The 17,600-nt window shown below is 33.8% G+C and carries 12 protein-coding genes; 8 read left to right on the forward strand and 4 right to left on the reverse strand.

Annotated elements, in window-relative coordinates; translation table 11 throughout:
- Nucleotides 1–28 precede the first annotated feature (28 nt).
- On the forward strand, nucleotides 29–1,225 hold the full coding sequence (gene hemA, locus EJB00_RS05780; protein WP_179943659.1) for a 5-aminolevulinate synthase: 1,197 nt from the start codon (nucleotides 29–31) through the stop codon (nucleotides 1,223–1,225).
- 288 nt (nucleotides 1,226–1,513) lie between these two features.
- Here hemA and EJB00_RS05785 read toward each other — a convergent pair whose 3' ends face one another.
- From EJB00_RS05785 to rimM, 3 genes are read right to left on the reverse strand one after another with little or no spacing between them, the layout of a single operon-like run.
- On the reverse strand, nucleotides 1,514–2,206 hold the full coding sequence (locus tag EJB00_RS05785; protein WP_015588024.1) for an inositol monophosphatase family protein: 693 nt from the start codon (nucleotides 2,204–2,206) through the stop codon (nucleotides 1,514–1,516).
- The gene (gene efp, locus EJB00_RS05790) at nucleotides 2,207–2,773 is read right to left on the reverse strand and encodes an elongation factor P (protein WP_015588025.1); all 567 of its coding nucleotides are present in this window, start codon (nucleotides 2,771–2,773) and stop codon (nucleotides 2,207–2,209) included. It lies immediately after the preceding gene.
- A gap of 59 nt (nucleotides 2,774–2,832) precedes the next feature.
- On the reverse strand, nucleotides 2,833–3,333 hold the full coding sequence (rimM, locus tag EJB00_RS05795; RefSeq protein ID WP_015588026.1) for a ribosome maturation factor RimM: 501 nt from the start codon (nucleotides 3,331–3,333) through the stop codon (nucleotides 2,833–2,835).
- Nucleotides 3,334–3,430: 97 nt separating this feature from the next.
- Between rimM and EJB00_RS06495 the strand changes: the two genes are divergently transcribed.
- Nucleotides 3,431–3,751: a DEAD/DEAH box helicase family protein gene (locus EJB00_RS06495; RefSeq protein ID WP_225416269.1), complete on the forward strand. Its 321-nt coding sequence runs from the start codon at nucleotides 3,431–3,433 to the stop codon at nucleotides 3,749–3,751.
- Nucleotides 3,748–7,080, forward strand: coding sequence for a hypothetical protein (locus EJB00_RS05800; protein ID WP_225416270.1), 3,333 nt, complete (start codon nucleotides 3,748–3,750; stop codon nucleotides 7,078–7,080). Before EJB00_RS06495 ends, EJB00_RS05800 begins: the two co-directional genes overlap by 4 nt.
- Here EJB00_RS05800 and EJB00_RS05805 read toward each other — a convergent pair.
- The gene (locus EJB00_RS05805; protein WP_015588027.1) at nucleotides 7,077–8,246 is read right to left on the reverse strand and encodes an aspartate aminotransferase family protein; all 1,170 of its coding nucleotides are present in this window, start codon (nucleotides 8,244–8,246) and stop codon (nucleotides 7,077–7,079) included. The two genes, EJB00_RS05800 and EJB00_RS05805, sit on opposite strands and share 4 nt — an antisense overlap.
- A 64-nt stretch (nucleotides 8,247–8,310) precedes the next feature.
- Between EJB00_RS05805 and EJB00_RS05810 the strand changes: the two genes are divergently transcribed.
- From EJB00_RS05810 to EJB00_RS05830, 5 genes are all read left to right on the forward strand, one after another.
- Entirely contained in the window at nucleotides 8,311–9,738 is a 1,428-nt protein-coding gene (locus EJB00_RS05810) for a sensor histidine kinase (protein WP_135353050.1), read from the forward strand.
- Between the two features lie 176 nt (nucleotides 9,739–9,914).
- Complete coding sequence (locus EJB00_RS05815) at nucleotides 9,915–10,652, forward strand: WD_0702 family putative metalloprotease (protein ID WP_015588029.1); 738 nt, start codon at nucleotides 9,915–9,917, stop codon at nucleotides 10,650–10,652.
- A 72-nt stretch (nucleotides 10,653–10,724) separates the two neighbouring features.
- Complete coding sequence (tsaD, locus tag EJB00_RS05820) at nucleotides 10,725–11,735, forward strand: tRNA (adenosine(37)-N6)-threonylcarbamoyltransferase complex transferase subunit TsaD (protein ID WP_015588030.1); 1,011 nt, start codon at nucleotides 10,725–10,727, stop codon at nucleotides 11,733–11,735.
- Nucleotides 11,736–11,853: 118 nt separating this feature from the next.
- Complete coding sequence (locus tag EJB00_RS05825; protein WP_135353049.1) at nucleotides 11,854–15,432, forward strand: ankyrin repeat domain-containing protein; 3,579 nt, start codon at nucleotides 11,854–11,856, stop codon at nucleotides 15,430–15,432.
- 355 nt (nucleotides 15,433–15,787) lie between these two features.
- Nucleotides 15,788–17,533: a type I secretion system permease/ATPase gene (locus EJB00_RS05830; RefSeq protein WP_015588031.1), complete on the forward strand. Its 1,746-nt coding sequence runs from the start codon at nucleotides 15,788–15,790 to the stop codon at nucleotides 17,531–17,533.
- The last annotated feature ends 67 nt before the right edge of the window (nucleotides 17,534–17,600 follow it).

The following is a 17,600-nucleotide window of genomic DNA, read 5'->3' on the forward strand; positions in this document are numbered from 1 at the left end:
ATTATATTGATTGTTAATAGATAAAAACTTGGTAGACTACGAAGAAATATTCTTAAATAAAATCAAAGATATAAAAGATGAGGGGCGCTACCGTGAATTTACGCACTTTGCGTCATTGCCAGGTAGGCTCCCCCACATTATGGACTATGAAAGAAATAGGGAAGTTATTGTCTGGTGCAGTAATAATTATCTAGGAATGTCGCAGAATGAAAGTGTTATTGCTGCTATTCAAAATTCATCTGTTGGTGCTGGAGGAACAAGAAATATATCAGGTACAACAAAGGAAGTTGTTGAGCTCGAGAAGTCTTTGGCTGACTTGCATCAAAAAGAAGCTGCTTTAACTTTTGCTTGTGGCTACCTTGCCAACCAAACTACGCTTAGCACTTTGTCGTCTGTTATTCCGGGTGTGGTAATTTTTTCAGATGAGAAAAATCATTCTTCAATGATAGAAGGTATAAAATCAGGAAAAAGACCGAAGCACATATTTAGGCATAATGATGTTGATCACTTAGAGCAGTTGCTAAAGTCTATAGATATAAAAACGCCGAAAATAATAGCACTTGAATCTGTATACTCAATGGATGGTGATGTAGCACCGCTTGAAGCAATATGTGATCTAGCAGATCAGTATAATGCAATTACCTATTTAGATGAGGTACACGCAGTTGGCATGTATGGACCGCGCGGTGGCGGAATTGCAGAAAGAGAAGGTTTGATGGATAGAATAACTGTTATTCAGGGTACATTATCAAAGGCTTTTGGAGTGATGGGTGGATATATAGCGTCTTCAAAGAGCTTGGTGGATGTAATAAGAAGTTCAGCCCCAGGATTTATTTTTACTACTGCTATGTCACCCGTTTTAGCAGCAGCAGCAAAAGCAAGCGTTGAGCATTTAAAATCGAGCAATATTGAAAGAGAGAAGCAAAAGCAGTCTGTTGAAAAGGTAAAAGACTCACTGAGAAATGCAGGAGTGAATTTTATGCAAACAGAAACTCATATAATTCCAATCATAATTGGCGATCCTGAGTTGTCCAAAAAAGCATCAAAATTGTTATTTGATGAGTATGGAATATATGTACAACATATAAATTACCCAACAGTTTCAAAGGGGACTGAGCGCTTCCGTATTACTCCTACGCCTTACCATACAAATGAAATGATAGAGAATTTAACAGAGTCTCTTGTAAAAGTTTTTGAGAAATTATCTGTTTGTGTCTGTTGTTGAGTTTAAAGTTGCCAAGAATAAGGTATCTATTTAAAAGCATGGTTAATGTACAAAATCAGTGCTTTATTCCTTGTCATGAAAGTAGCTGACACTGGGTATCCAACTAAATTGGTAAACACTTTACAACGTTTTTTGTGCAAAAGAACTAGATGCCATTGTCACACACTGACTATTTGTTCCTATAGTTGTCTTTTCTCGTCTATCTTATTTTGCCACCCTGCTGCAATGAGGGGTAGGTAAGACCATTTATTATTTTCACTACGTGACTTTTGCTCTTTTGAATGAACTTTAGTTTATATCTCCAGCAATGACAAGCGCGTTATCTTCCTTTAATCTCCCACCGCTTTCTTGCAGAAAAAGCCTACCGAGTGAAGTTTTATATTTATTAATTCCAGAGTAAATTATTCCATTGTATCTTCCGGCAGCAAGATATGCAAAACCTAGTACCGTTGAGCCAAGGGAGCGCAGATTATTATTGTCAAGTGGTAATTTATTTAACAAATTACCACTTATGTCTATTATTCCCCCTTCACGAGCTTTCATCCGCATTTTTACATGGCGAGATTTGAAATCTTCAAGAAAAGCTCCTTTCTTTTCCTCTGCCCAGAAAGTTTCTCTAAGGGCTGGAGCATCAATCACAACTGCTACAACTCTGTTTTTATGAATGAGACAAACTGATACTGCAAAATAAACCATACAACTAAAAAGGTTTTCCTTGCCTTCTATAGGCATAATAAACCAAGTATAACCGCCGTCTTTTAGATCTTGGCCCACATCGTCTTCAAAAATAAAGTCATAGTTCTGGTTGTAGTTTTTCAAGCAATCGTATATAAGCTGCTTGGATTTTGAATAAGTTTTATTGATAAAGTCTGCTGACTTAACGCTTGAAATTTGCAATTCATTAAAATCACGTATAAGCTGCTTGGAGGCACTGCGTACAGAATCAAGCATCACATTGATTCGTGGTGATGAAATGGCCATTTACTCTTTTACTCTTTCGTAATAGCTGTTATCAGGAGTATGTACTACAATTTTATCCCCTTCTTTTATAAATTGAGGCACGTTAACACGTATTCCGTTTTCCAAAATTGCAGGCTTATAAGAAGCAGTAACAGTCTGCCCTTTGATAACAGACTCTGTTTCTTTTACAGTTAGTGTAACGTGATCAGGCACATGTGCAGAAATTATTTTATCTTGATAAGTTACTACTTTAATTTTCATATTATCTTGCAAATAAGCCTTCTTTTCCCCTAATAAGTCTAAATTTATAACAATCTGCTCGTAACTACTTGGATGCATAAGATTTACGATATTCCCTTCAGTAAAGAGATAAACATATTCCTCTTCATCTAAAATTGCCCTTCTGATTGTTGCATCAGAGCGAAACCTCTCATAGTACTTTGCTCCTGTTTGGATATTTTTCATTTCAGCTTGTATATATGCACCACCTTTACCAGGTTGAGTATGCATAATACTTACAACCAAAAACAATCCACCGTTATGTTCTAGTACCTGACCTGGCCTGATATCATTAGCCCTTTCTGCCATAATTACACTTTTAATTTAGTCTGATGATTATAAATAACTTTATACAAATATCAAAATTTTTATTGGCCAATGAATTCTGGCATGTTGATTACTATATACCTTTCCTTCATGTTGATGTATGGAAATACTTCTTTAGTAAAAGATAACATAATGTTTTTTTTTGTGCTGATAACCAAAATTTCTAATATATCCCCCGAGCCGAAATTATGCACAGACTTCACATAACCATATAATTCATTACTCTCTAGTCTTACTTCCATATTCACAAGATCATCTTGGTAAAATTCATCCTCATCATTTAACTGTGGTAGCTTATTTCTCTCTATATATAACTTTTTATTTCTTAAAAGTTCTGCTTTATTACGGGAGTTCACACCGCTAATTGTTGCTATTACTAAATTATTACTGACAACAGACACCAAGCTTATTTTATAATTTTCACTTCCGCTTATTAGTTCATCATATAGGAAAATATTTTCGGGCTTTTCAGTAAAGGTTTTTATCTTAACAGCTCCTTTGATTCCATGGGGAGAAGTAATTATTCCGAGGCATATATTCATATTAATATGATAGTTGAAATCAGCTTTTTGTCTATAGAATTGACAATTTACTGAATTAACATACAATTAATATTGTGATAATTATAGTGGGTAATGTGTGAGTTCTATCAGCAATCAAGAAAAGCAAAGTATTATAAGTGGCTTAGAAGAAATCAACTGTAATTTGCAAGGTGAATCTATAAAACTTGATGATACAAAGGAATCTATAATAGTAGCACGTCGTAAACCTGTTGTTGAAGAGGTATTAGAACATCTACGCAACTCTTGCACTACTAACTGTAATGTTATGATCGATGCAGAAACTGGATTTGGCAAGACTTATGATATTGGATTGTGGAGTCATGTACTAGCCCAAGCAGGGTTTCATCATCTGGTTGCAGTACCAAGTAGTGACCTAGTGAATCAAGCTAAAAAATGATGAGTAGTGCATTTACTGTAAACATTAGGACACCTAAAACTGCTGAGGAAATTAAAAATGCACTGAAGGCAACTAAACCTACAACAATTATAGTGACACATGACCTGTTATTGCAGCAAGAAAATGATCGTAAATTTAAAGACCAAAATACCAAGTTGTGGATTAGTGTTGATGAAGCAGACAGTATTGACAAGCAGCAGGATTTTGAGAACATGTGCAAGCTTGATGAGGAATATCCTACAACTTACCTCACTGCAACACCAAAGAGAAGGATTTTAAATAGATGCGGAAAAGTTATCAGCCCGACAAGATTGAGTAGACGTTGTATTGCAAACGCCATCGAAACAGCAAGTGTTATTGCAAAAACCAATAGGATAACAAATTTCAATCAAGCACTTGTAGTGAACATTGCTACCTCCATCATATCTTTAGCTATATTGTTTCCTATTATAAATAGTAATGTTGCTGCTGTAATTGGTCTAACTTCAGATTATTGGCTCTATTCTGCTTTGATTGGAAACCTATATTATACAATTTCTATGTTTATATTTGGTATGGTAATGTGGCCAGTTTGGTGGACGCTAACTAAAGTAACTGGGGTAGAGTCAAGAGAATTGCTTTCTAGATTTCTTGCTAACGTGAGTAGCTTATTTACTAGAGAAAAATCGAGCCCAGCTCATGAGTATGTTGAAGAAAGCGAAGAAGTTTTTAATTACAATAAGCTTGTTGATACCGATGATTTATTAACTTCTATAAGATGGAATGTGCAAAGTCCAATTGGAGAAAGTGCTCTGCTTTTAGCTGATGATGTGAATAGTATGGTTAATCTTAACTTTGCGTTGCAGGGTAAGGATAATCTAGTATATGAAGGTGGTACGCGTTATGAAGTGTATAATAAATTTCAGCCTGAAGGAATGTCATATCAAGACTACAGGCTCCAATTACGTCAATTAAACTTTATAAACTGCGTTAAAAAGCAACATCCTAGTTTGACAGAAAAGCAGATATCTGAATTAAAAGAAAAGGTGGATTTCAGTAGTACTGCTGAATATCTAAAATATAGAGTAATGCATTCAATGATCGATCTTACTCTCTCATATTTAATGAAGTGTGATAATATTACCTTAGATAAAAAAAGAAGAGAAGGTTTGATTGGATTGATAGAAGATGTTAAAAAGAATGTTAGCACCACTAATGATAATAATATTATAAGCTACCTAGAGGAAAAAGGCTTTAGTGAGCAATTTGCTAGAAACAAGCTCTTACCGCAAATCAAGTTAGTAATTAAAGCATTGCGTCAAGGTGATAATGAGCAATGCAGGTTAATAGTTGATAATTGGCGCTTAAGCAAAGAGCTCCATGACCTCATGGAAAGAGAGGAAGGTATACTACATAGTCTCATTGATTTCTGCAAACAAAATAAATGTATCTTTGCAGGAATTGGGAAAAATGATCTTGGTATTGGAGAAAACAGACCCTTTTCAGCGATAATACGTAATCAGATAGGTGGATATCGAACTCTTTATTGTGATTATGAAAAAAGAGATTTTGATTCATTGGCTAAATATGCGTTGACAACGGTTATAGACGGATCGAAAGGTCGTGGATTTGATAGTGAATATAATCATGTTGCATCAATATTTGCAGATTCGGTTAGTCAGTTCAATAATCCATCTGAAGCCCTACAGAATCTTGGAAGAAATAGAGAGCGTAATGAGAGCAGACAATCATGGTTTTTCGTTGCTGCAGGTGAAAAAGTTGAGCTATTTGTGAATAAGATCTTAGCAAATTTTAAAAACGAACCACAGAAATTTTGTCAGAAAGTTTTGTTTCCAGCTACTAATAAATACAATAAGTTGCTAAAAAATAGAATGGGAGAAGAACTTGGAAGAAAAATAGAAATCTATATTAGTAAAAATATTGATGCATTAGGAAATATTGATGATTTAGCTCTGAAGAAGTTTTCTAGTGATTTGATAAAGGAGGCGTACGAAAAAATTCATGATATCAATGATTTTGATATTAAAAAGACAGAGGAGGACTTGCATAAGATCTTAAAGAGCACAGAGAAATACCTTCGTTCATATGAAGATAGAATTAGAAACAATGGTAAATTATCTTCCACACGCTCAGCTTTATTTTCTGTGGGGAGTGCTATAACAAAGGTAATGTATTATCTTTGGGCAGGGTTTGACTATTTAGTCTTTTTGGCTAAAGCGTACAATATAGATAAATCTGGAGATACCAGTGCAAGAGCGTATGTACACATAATCAGAAACTGTCACTGTGAAAGTAGTGTGAAGGCGCAAAATGTATTGGCTCATGCATTAGAAATTGCCAAAGAACATGACAGCAGTTTCAAAAGAAATAGTTTGTACGAAGGCAATGAGGATAGATGTAAAGAAAAAATCATCTCATATTTTCAATCCAAGCAATATATACGTGCATTAGATAGAACAATTGCTCAAATTGAAAATAAACACTTGGTAACAATTTTAAAAGCTATAGGCTACATAGGTAATACTGATAAAATGGCACAAGAAATTAAAGATTTTTTATGTGATTTAAAGAATTTAAACTGCGTGGAATTTAGAGAAAAGTATTATCAAGGCAACTTATATCAAGAAAGCAAATTATACAAAATCAATAATCAAGTTAGTACGATAATTGATGAAATTGTAAGGTGTCATAAGTGGCATCATGGAATAGAGGACTTAGAGCTCAAATTAAAAACCAATCATAATATTTTTGAAGTCAGAGTTAACAATGATTTTTCTAAGTTACGTGAGAAAAACTTTAACAAACGCTCTAAAGAAAGGACATATCTAGGTAGAGCTATGTTACTTATTGGGTTTATAATTTCAATGGAGCTTATAGGTAGAATATCATCAGGTCAGACCATGCCATTGCCTTTACTTTGCGGTTTTATAGTATTTGGACCACTGGCATTCTTGTGTGGTGCATTGTTATATGAAATAACGACCTATTTAGTGAGAGGAGCATTTTTTACTTTTGGAGTACCAGTTGTGTTAGGGGAGCTATTTAAATTCATTGTTAAAAACAGTTTAATGCAGAAGTTATTAGATGTGGCATTATCGTTTGGTAATGGTGCTTTCTTAGGTGTTGAGAAGAGTGCCGTGCAATCTTTTATATTTGAAGATGCAACAAAATTTGATTCATTAAGTGATATAAATGAGCTTACACTGATAAGAGAACAGGAAAAGGCAAAGTGTACAAATGAAGTAGCTGATAAAGTTGTAGCTACTGCTTTATCTGCAATTTTGATACAGCCAACAACTAGTGAGCAGGAAGGTTTAGTTTTTAACTAGAACTTTTCAGATAAATACTGAGTGAGGATTTCAATGCCTTCGTCAATCTCTTCTTCAGTGATAATGAGTGGAGGCAAGATTCTTACAACGTTATCTGATGTTACTCCAACAGTAAGTAAACCACGGTGACTTAGCTCTTCTGCAAATTTTTGATTATTCATTTTTACTTTTATTCCTAGCATCAACCCTTTTCCTCTCACTTCTTCTATCATTGGAAACTTGCTTGCTAAGTCCTCTAGTTTGTTTTTTAAAGACTTACCTCTAATTTCAACATTTTCTAAGAAGCCAGGGCTGAGCAATTCATCCAATACAGCATTACCTACTGAAGTTGCAAGTGGATTACCACCAAAAGTAGAACCATGCATACCGACCGCCATGTACTTAGCAACCTTTTCAGTTGCAAGACAAGCCCCCAGAGGGAAACCTCCTCCTATTCCTTTTGCAAGAGCACATATGTCAGGCTTAATTCCTATGTGTTCATATGCAAATAACTTTCCTGTCCTACCAGCACCGCACTGAACGCAATCAAAAAATAGCAGTATGTCGTTTTCGTTACATAGTTCTCTTAGCTCTTTCATGAAGACTTCACTCATTACTTTAATACCACCTTGTCCCTGTATTGGTTCTATTAATATAACACCTATGCCATTAGAAATTGCTTTCTTTACACTCTCAATATTGGGCTCTATGTTATCACACCAGTCAATATAAGGATTCAGTAATTCAGAAAATTTCTGTCTATCGTTTGTTGCACAAGTTAAAAATGTCCTTCCATGAAATGCACCATGAAATGTTAGAATTCTATAGCGATTTTTATTACCTTTTCCATTTTGATAGGCCCTAGCGATTTTAAGTCCACATTCCACTGCTTCTGATCCAGAATTTGCAAAAAATACAGTATTAGCAAAGCTATTGTTTATTAAATTTTCTGCAAATTTGTTGGCAGTAGATATATTATAGGTATTTGATATATGCCATAGTTTTTCTCCTTGTAATTTTAGGACATCAGTTAATCGTGGGTTGGCATGACCTAAACTGCTAACAGCTATTCCAGAGTGAAAATCTATATAGCGCTTATTATCGATATCATACAAGTAAATACCTTTGCCATAAGAAAAATTTATGTTAATAGGAGAATAAACTGGGAAGATAGGAGAAATTGTCATAAAAGTATGATATGCTAATTTTTTATTAATACCATAAAAGACGTTATTTCACAATGAGAAGAATATGTATAAATTAAGTAAATCAATGTTTACTACACTAAAAACAAATAGATATACAAAAATTATCTCACTATTCTTATTAATTTTTGTGGTTTTATTGGGCACAATATACCGCAATTATTCATTAAAGAATAATTTTCTTTCTTTTTACCGTAATTCAAATGCAAACTTAAAAGATCTATTGGAAAATAGTATAATAAAAAAATATCATTATTTACTAATAGAAAAACATCATATTAAATATAACAGTTTTGATTACATAAACCAGTTGGTAAAATTGCGTGCTGAATTGTTACAATCAGTAAGCAAAGCAAGAAATTTTAGCTTAATACTGTATGATCAAAATGCCAGAGTAATTTTCAGTAATTTTAATACTCAAGGTCATAACTATGAGCAGTTGCTTACAAATGATGAAATTGATAAATTGCTAAGCAATCAAGAAATATTTTACGCTACAGGAAATACATTAACTTCTACTTTCCCTATATTTCATGAAGATGACATTAAGCCTTCATTTTTTTTGAAGATCATTCAAAGCTATAATGACTCTTATATTATGGTATATAGTCTATTTTCAATATTAATGGGCTTATTACTAGTTATCTTAATACTAATAATGCTTTATTTGCACCTTTCCAACACCCAAATGCTAGCCAAGCAGCATAAAACTAATATTGAATTACAAAGGGTTAAAGAGGCATTAGAGCAAGAAAATGCAAATAAGATAAAATTTTTTGCAAGTGTTACACATGAGTTGCGTACACCTCTTAATGCTATTATTGGATTTGCAAAGTTGATCAAAAATGAAACTTTAGGTTCGGTAGATCACTCTGAATACAAGGAATACGTAGACGATATATATAATGCTGGTACACATTTACTTGCTTTGATTAATGATGTGCTCGATTTTTCTAAAGCTGAATCAAGTAGTTTAACAGTAGAGAAAGTGAAGTTTAATCTGAATAAGATAATAGATTCGTGCTTAAAAATGTTATCACCTAAACTAAAAGAAACAGGTATTAGTTTAAAGAAAGAGATATCTGATAAACAATTATTAGTTATCGCCGATCCCAAAAGAATGAAGCAAGTTATAATAAATTTGTTATCAAATGCAATCAAATTCACTCCTCAAGGTGGTTTAATAAGAATGATTATTAAAGAGAATATAGAAAAAAATTTATTAACTATTGAGTTTCATGATAATGGAATAGGGATAATGCAGCAGGACATATATAAAGTTATGTCCGTTTTTGGCCAAGCAGATTCGGGATATAGAAACGAAGGCACAGGTATCGGATTACCTCTAAGCAAGAAATTAGTAGAGTTAATGGGTGGGACTTTCAACATTCAAAGTGAAGCAAAACTTGGTACTACGATAATATTGAGCTTCTTTTATGAAGAGCAAACATGTGAAAAGTTGATTGATTTTTAGTAAAATATATTTGATATTGCACTTTTATATCTAGTACATTCCTAAGTCATACTGACGTGATACCTCTTGGCTAATAATAAGCAGCGGAATGTAAGTAAATTAAACTTTTTTAGCTATACTTCCTGAAAACACTTTATAATTCTTGAGCATAAAGAAAATTCCTTTAATAATGAAGCATGCTAATCAGGAACTTAATAAAACAAGCAACTCAAGTAGGAAATAGTGAAAACGTAATACAATATGTCAAATATCTCTATCAATTTGAGAAGTTTAGAAATATATTAAACCTCACTTTGTCACTAATAAAGCAAAATAGACTCTCGTTTGAAATATATCAAGAAGGATTAGTGGATATGGAAGAGGGAGTGTGTAAGACAATTCGTTCTTCTGGTTTAAATAAGTATGTTATTGTGCTAAGAAGGTCAAATCCTTACATCATAGTACATGAACTTTCACATATGGTTGAAAATGAACTGAACTTAAGCTTAGAGCAAGAATTTCTCTATAAAGTTTATCAGGATATTGAGCAGAACTTAAAGCAGTCAAATATTCTGGTACAAAAAATTATTGGTCAAATTATATTTGAAGAGATACAAGCTTATCAAACTCCAAAATCACGTGCGTCTGAGTTATTCGCACGCTATTTTGAGCTGTTTGCTTGGGCTCAGGAAGTTTATCCTAAAGATAAAGAATATCTAATTCGCACTCAAGATTTAAACAGAGTATTTCTTGCTACTAACCAATGGAAAAAGAGCTACCTAGATCTACAAATAATGGAGAGAATAGATAAAGAAGTAAAGGAATATAGCGATAAAACTGCTTTTAAAGATATAAACAAAGTACAAAGCAGTTGGACTAATAAATTTTCTCCTGGAAGCAAAAAAATTGGTTCTATATTTGAAGATGATAATTAGCTCAGCAGAATATAGTTAACTTCTTCAACATTTCAAGTTATAGTTCTCGCAATTTAAAGAGTTCAAATATATATGAAAACCATTTTAGCGATTGAAACAAGTTGCGATGAAACTGCAGCAGCAGTTGTAAATAGTGATAAGCAAGTGCTTGCTCAGGAAATTCTTTCTCAGGCAGAGCATAAAAAGTGCGGTGGAGTGATTCCTGAAATAGCATCACGCGCTCATATGAAGCATTTAAGTGGTTTAATAAAAAGTGCTATGGAAAAATCTAACCTTAATTTTCGTGATTTGGATGCAATTGCAGCAACATCAGGACCAGGACTCATAGGTGGATTAATAGTTGGTACAATGATGGCTAAAGCAATTGCGCATACAGCACAAAAACCGTTTATTGCAGTTAATCACTTAGAGGCACACGCATTAGTTATTAGGCTACTATATGAGGTTGAATTTCCGTTTTTAGTCCTGCTGATATCAGGTGGTCACTGCCAATTTTTAATTGCACAGGATGTAGGTAAATACATCAAACTTGGAGAAACGCTTGATGACTCATTAGGAGAAGCATTTGACAAAGTTGCTAAGACACTGGGTCTAAGCTATCCAGGAGGTCCGTTGATTGAAAAATTAGCTAAAAAAGGTGATGGTATGAGATTTAAACTGCCAAGGGCGATGACAAAACGCTCTGGATGTGACTTTTCGTTTTCTGGAATTAAAACAGCAGTAAAAAACTTAATACGAGAACTTGTAATGAATGAACAGGATGTGTGTGATATGTGTACCTCATTTCAAGAGTGTGTCAGCGACATACTACTTGATAGAGTCAAAAATGCAATTATTATTGCTTCATCCTTAAATATTAAAATTAATGATTTTGTAGTTACTGGTGGAGTTGCAGCAAATCATTTCCTGAAAGAGAGATTAAAAAAGCACATAGACTTGAACGTGCTTTCTCCTCCAAGCAATTTATGCACAGACAATGCAGTGATGGTTGGATGGACAGGAATTGAAAGGTTACAGAGAAACTATGTAGACTCTCTTGACTTTGCACCAAGGCCAAAGTGGGAATTAGAAAAATATTACTAGCACAAAAAATTATCTACTATATAATGCGGCCGCTGGTAAATTTTTGTAGGCTTAAAAATTACAGTGGTATCTACTAAAGCCTTATTCACTACCGGCATTATTATTTATGAGGCACAGTATGTTCAAAAATAAATTTGACACAGTTACTAATGTTTTCAAAGCTAAATTTAGTACAAGCGCAAAGACACTCAGTTCAGGTTTATTTGCTGTGGGAACCATTGGTATAGCCAGAGCAATTAGTAAGACTGACCTTTCTTCATTACAAGGCAATTCAGAAGATGAAGTCAATAAGCAAGATCTAATAAGCATATATGATTATATTAATAAAATAACTCAAGAAGAAAACTATAATATATATACTAATAATCTTGATCATATAAAAAGCAAGATTTTAGCAAAAAATATAAGTGATTCATTAGCTGAAAAATTTCGTCAAGATGGATGGAATATAACAAGTAATGATGGTTCTTCGCTATTAACAGTGGCTATTGAAAGAATTGAGGAAGAACAAAAGAAAAATAGGAATTATGATATTCATGTTGAAATAGCTGTATCTCTAATTCTTGGTATGGGCAAAGAATTGATTATAAAATTGGAGAATTTTGCAGATAGTAATGATAAAACACTTCTACATTATTTAACTGAGTCGGGTAAAGAAGATATTTTACGTCTTGTGATAGAAAGTTTTGATTTTAATGTTAAAGAAGCAGTAAGGAGTAAAGATAGAGTTGGTAAAACACCGCTACATTATGCGGCTAAATTTGGCAATAAAGAATGCTTTGAAACTCTCATAGAAAATGAAGCACATTTTACTAGTACTATCAATTATAAGAGTGAATTACACTATGCTGCTAGAAGCGGAAATTTTAGCCTCCTAAAGTATTTAGGGGAAGTACTTACAGCAAAAGGAATTTTTGAGAGGGAGAAAATTAAAACAGATAGATACGGAAATAACGCATTACACTTTGCTGCACAATCTGGGAATCATGAGTGCATAAAATTCTTCATTAATAATCAAGTACAATTTTTAAAAAATCAATATAGTGAGAATCCTCTTCATAAGATTGCAGGTAACTCAGAAACTCAAGAAAATGCTATAAATTTTCTTATAAAGCATCTAAGACTGTTAGGTAGACTAAAAAGTGAAACTAATCGAGAAGATGTAGATGGTAACACCCCATTGCATATAGCTGCAAAACATGGAAATGAACAGCTAATAGAATTGTTTACTCAATCAGGTGCAAAAATTGTTCAGAATAAACAAGGTAATACCCCCTTACATATTGCTATTATACATGGTAATGCATATTGTATAGAGCTATTTCATGAAAATATAGAAAATAGCATGCTTGAATCCAAAGGTGAGTATGGAAGAGATCTTGTACATTTAGCTGCAATGTACGGGCAGTATGATTGTCTAAACTTTTTACTCAAGAAATTTCCTGATTACGATTTAAGCACAAAAACACGCAAAGGAAATATGGCCCTACACTTAGCTCTATCGAGTAATACAGAAACAGAACTAAGAAAAAAATGTGTGAGTCTATTAATAAACAGAGGCATGCAAGTAAATAAGAGTAATAACAAAGGAAACACCCCTTTACATTTTGCTGCCCAACTTGATTTATCGTTTTTAAGCATGATAGAAAAAAAGTTGGAAGAGAAGAAATTTGACGTTTATCAAGAGGTTTTGCGTGAGAATAGCAACGGTGACACCGTCTTTCATATGGCAGCACGTGTTGGTAATAAATCATGCCTTGAGCACCTTTTTAAAAAAGAGAGTGTGGGAGAAATATTAAGTAAGGAAAATGAGGATGGACAAACTTTACTAGACTTATCTATTCTCAGTGGAAGAGTAGAATGCGTTAAGTATTTGGTAGAAAAAATCCCAATTAGTATTTTTTCAGAAGAAAATACACAAAAAAAGTTGTTATTTGCAGCTATTTTGAGCGGCAATAAGGAATGTCTTGAATTTGTGGCAAAAGAACTTGTAGGTAAAAAGGTGGCTGCTAGCATCAAAGTGTTATATGATGAAAACGACAATACACCGTTACACATGGCTGCTCTTGCCGACGGCATAGGATGCTCTCAGTATGTTATTGAAAGTATTGCTAAGTCAACTATTAGGAATACAGTATCACTTTTTCACACAAACAGTCAAGGGCTTATACCTCTACATTTAGCTGCCATGAGCCTTAATGCTGAGGTAATAGAATATTTTATGACAGATCATCATGATCCCTATACTGAGGAAATGTTTAATGTTGTATCTAAATCTGGAAGAACACCATTACACTATCTTGTAATAAATGATAATGATTTTGCAAGAATTGTAGATGAAGATTTTAAGCAAGATCAATTCTTGAAAAATTTAGTTTTAGAAAAGCGTAAACAAAATGAACACTTAAGGGAAAAAGCTACTAAAGCCTTATTATATCCAAGAATCAGCAACAGAAAGAAAATTGTAAATAAGAAACTAAATTTTGACATAAAAGATAATGAAGGAAAAACATCTTTAGACTATGCTCTTGAACATAGTGATGCAAATATCTTAAGGTTATTTTTAGATGCTTTTTATGAAATAAAGGAAGACAGAAAAAGGAAATATGATAAATTTGAAATAGATTATCAAGAAAAAAGGGAAATAGTTTTACGTATTACTAATGTGCTTACACCAATAGTAGGCATCATTATTTCATCTTGCATACTATCTGATCAATCAGGATCTACAGTGGAGAAAATTGTTACCTGTATCTCCATTTTCTGTTCTTTAATATCACTTATATCTTTCTTGTCTAATTTATTAGTTGGCCTTCGAAAAAAACCACTTAAAAGTGAAATAGAAAACTATACTGAGAAAATAAAAACAATTGAAGAGATAACAGGCAAATCAATCAAGGCAAAAGTAGAAGTTCATAGTTTGGAAGAATACAACACAATATTGGAACAATCAACAAAGCATGCAGAAGACATTTCACGATTGGAAAGCATGCTTAACAAACTTACGCATGAAGCTAGATTAGAGAGTAAAAACAAACTCAATACTCCTTTTCAGGAAATGAGTAGAAGTGGTAGTACAGCACCATTTTCAGATAAGTCTTTAACAAGCAGAAGAAGTTCATTTTTTTTGAATGATTTAACAAAAAAACTTGGTCTGTATGAAAGGCGCAACAGTAGAGCACAAGATATAATGGACAAATGTGATAGTGCATCATGTTTTATAACTATAAATGAGCATTCAGAAAGTAAACCAAAAGCTCCGAAAAACAAATTCAAGAATGTTGCAACCAAGCTAAAAAGAGTCAATATCTTTAGTAAGAAAAAAGAAGATCTTATTGCTTCATCAAGCTTATCAGAAGGTGCTAATCAAGAGAATATCACAAGAATGAATAAAGAAAATTATAGATTGATAAAACAATTTGGTGATATCAATGGGTGTTTTATATTTCCGACTTTTTTTAATTCAAGCTGTTCAACCTTAAGAGAAGAGTGTGGTAACAACCATAGCGCAGCGCATCATGTGAGTGATAGTAGTGAAAATAAGCTACCTTCTGTGAGTAAGAAGGTAGCTAATAAAATTCCGTCTGCAACATTTTCTAACCCTGAGACAGGGATTTTTGTTAAAGAAACAGACTTTTTAGGATTGGAATATAGACCAAGGGTATATTCAAGTCCACCTTGTATGAGCAAAAGATAATTTACAGGTAGAGTATTGGAATATGGAATACTTCCTGATCATATAGAAAGAGGAAAAGAGATGCAGATTGTAGTCACTGACTCTGATAGCATCAACTTTCAGAGGAGTAATAGTAAGCATTCTAGTAAACTGTCATTGAGTAGTAGATAAGAAAAACGTAGAACAATTGGCAAGGCTATCGTATAAGGTTATAGTAGAGAAGAAATTAGATAGCCTTGCTAAATTTCCATGAAAAAGTTTATATTCGCATATCATTAATATTTTATTACATTAATGATATGGTAAGGCAATAACTGTTAATACTTTTGAAATAAAAACTATATATGGTACATATAATTAAATAAAAAGGAAGATTGTGGAAATCACTCCGTCAATAAAAAAGGAATTAAAGCAAAGTATACTATATACTTGTCTAGAGAAGTGCAAGAGTGCGTTTTGGTTCATTTTCTGGTTTAGCTCAGGGATTAATGCGTTAATGTTATTCTTGCCACTTTATACTTCTCAGGTACTTGATCGAGTGATATCGAGCGAGAGTGTATCAACACTAGTTATGCTGACAATTATTACTTTATCTGCGTTTGCGTGCTCTGCAATGCTTGAAACTTGCCGATATTTAGCCATGGCAAAAATTGGCGACTGGATTGATAAAACTGCAACACCAGATCTAATAGTAAGGTCAATCAGGCTAACGTCAGTGCAGAGCTCAACTTCCAGCGGTGAAGCAATACGAGATCTTGGAGTAATAAAAAATTTCATTACAGGAAATGGTATATTTTCACTGTTCGATACTCCATGGTCGCTAATTTACCTTGTTGTGATCTTTATGATACATACCTCTACAGGGTTTATAGCTATTGCCGGGATCATTATATTAGTTTCAATGGCAGTATGGAATGAACTTGCCACTAAGCGTATATTGCGAGAAACCAATGAAGAAACTATACGCAATATTAATGCTATAGATGTTGCAACAAGAAACGCAGAGGTGGTTGAAGCTATGGGCATGTCAGAATTTATAGTTTCTGATTGGTGTAAACGGAATGATCAAAATCGTGCAATGCAAGTTACAGCGCAGAATCGTTCTAATGTAATTACTGGTATTACTAAATTTTTACGTTCAACTCTCCAAATTTCAGTAATTGGAACAGGTGCATTACTCGCAATCACAGCTCACAAAACTGCCGGTAGCATTATTGCTGCCTCGATTTTGATGGGTAGAGTATTGGCTCCATTTGATGCAGCAGTTCATACTTGGAAGTTTTTAAATCAAGCCAGAATGTCATATGAGAGGCTACAAAGACTTATACTAACATCCCCAAAAAGAGAGCAAACTATGGCTCTACCAGAGCCTGAAGGGAAGTTGGAATTTGATAGGGTATTTTTTACTCCTTATGGAAGCAATAAGCCAACAGTAAAAGGAATCTCATTTGTAATAGAACCAGGGGATGTTGTTGGTGTTATTGGTGCAAGTGCTTCTGGTAAGTCGACCATTGCAAAACTAACCGTTGGTGTTTGGAAACCCATATCAGGTGTAGTCAGACTAGATGGCGCTGATGTATATACTTGGAATCGAGAGAACTTTGGTAATTATGTTGGTTACTTACCTCAAGATATTGAGTTATTTAACACGAGCGTTAAAGCTAATATTGCCCGCATGAGACCAGATCCAAATCCTGAAGAAATAATCAAAGCAGCAAAAATTGCAGGAATACATGAATTAATACTGAGCTTACCAAATGGGTATGATACAACAATAGGAGGACCTGGAGGAGTAATACTCTCTGGTGGCCAAAAACAGCTTCTTGGACTTGCAAGGGCTTTCTATGGTAATACTAAGCTTTTAGTTCTTGATGAACCGAATGCTAACTTAGACAGTAATGGAGAGGCGCGCTTGATTAATGCAATCAATGTTGCAAGAGAGCAAAATACTACCACTGTTATCATCACTCATAAGCTACAGCTACTATCTGTAGTCAATACAGTGATCGTCATGTCAGATGGGGTTATTTATGCTATGGGACCAAAAGATGAGATTTTGAGTAGATTAGTTGCTCCATCACCAGATGCCACAGAAGATAAACGTTCTTCAGCAAGTGGTTAAGAAAGAGAGAAGTTGTCACACTTCTCTTTCTCTTATAGAGTACTATATGCACAGTTTATAAAATCTT

The sequence above is a fragment of the Wolbachia endosymbiont of Drosophila mauritiana genome (genome assembly GCF_004795975.1).
In the GTDB taxonomy this organism is placed as follows: domain Bacteria; phylum Pseudomonadota; class Alphaproteobacteria; order Rickettsiales; family Anaplasmataceae; genus Wolbachia.

Coding starts and splice junctions, on each gene's coding strand:
- efp (WP_015588025.1), bottom strand. CDS start 2,773: ATGGCAGAAAGGGCTAATGATATCAGGCCAGGTCAGGTACTAGAACAT.
- EJB00_RS05810 (WP_135353050.1), top strand. CDS start 8,311: ATGTATAAATTAAGTAAATCAATGTTTACTACACTAAAAACAAATAGA.
- EJB00_RS05805 (WP_015588027.1), bottom strand. CDS start 8,246: ATGACAATTTCTCCTATCTTCCCAGTTTATTCTCCTATTAACATAAAT.
- EJB00_RS05785 (WP_015588024.1), bottom strand. CDS start 2,206: ATGGCCATTTCATCACCACGAATCAATGTGATGCTTGATTCTGTACGC.
- EJB00_RS05815 (WP_015588029.1), top strand. CDS start 9,915: ATGCTAATCAGGAACTTAATAAAACAAGCAACTCAAGTAGGAAATAGT.
- rimM (WP_015588026.1), bottom strand. CDS start 3,333: ATGAATATATGCCTCGGAATAATTACTTCTCCCCATGGAATCAAAGGA.
- EJB00_RS05800 (WP_225416270.1), top strand. CDS start 3,748: ATGATGAGTAGTGCATTTACTGTAAACATTAGGACACCTAAAACTGCT.
- tsaD (WP_015588030.1), top strand. CDS start 10,725: ATGAAAACCATTTTAGCGATTGAAACAAGTTGCGATGAAACTGCAGCA.
- EJB00_RS05825 (WP_135353049.1), top strand. CDS start 11,854: ATGTTCAAAAATAAATTTGACACAGTTACTAATGTTTTCAAAGCTAAA.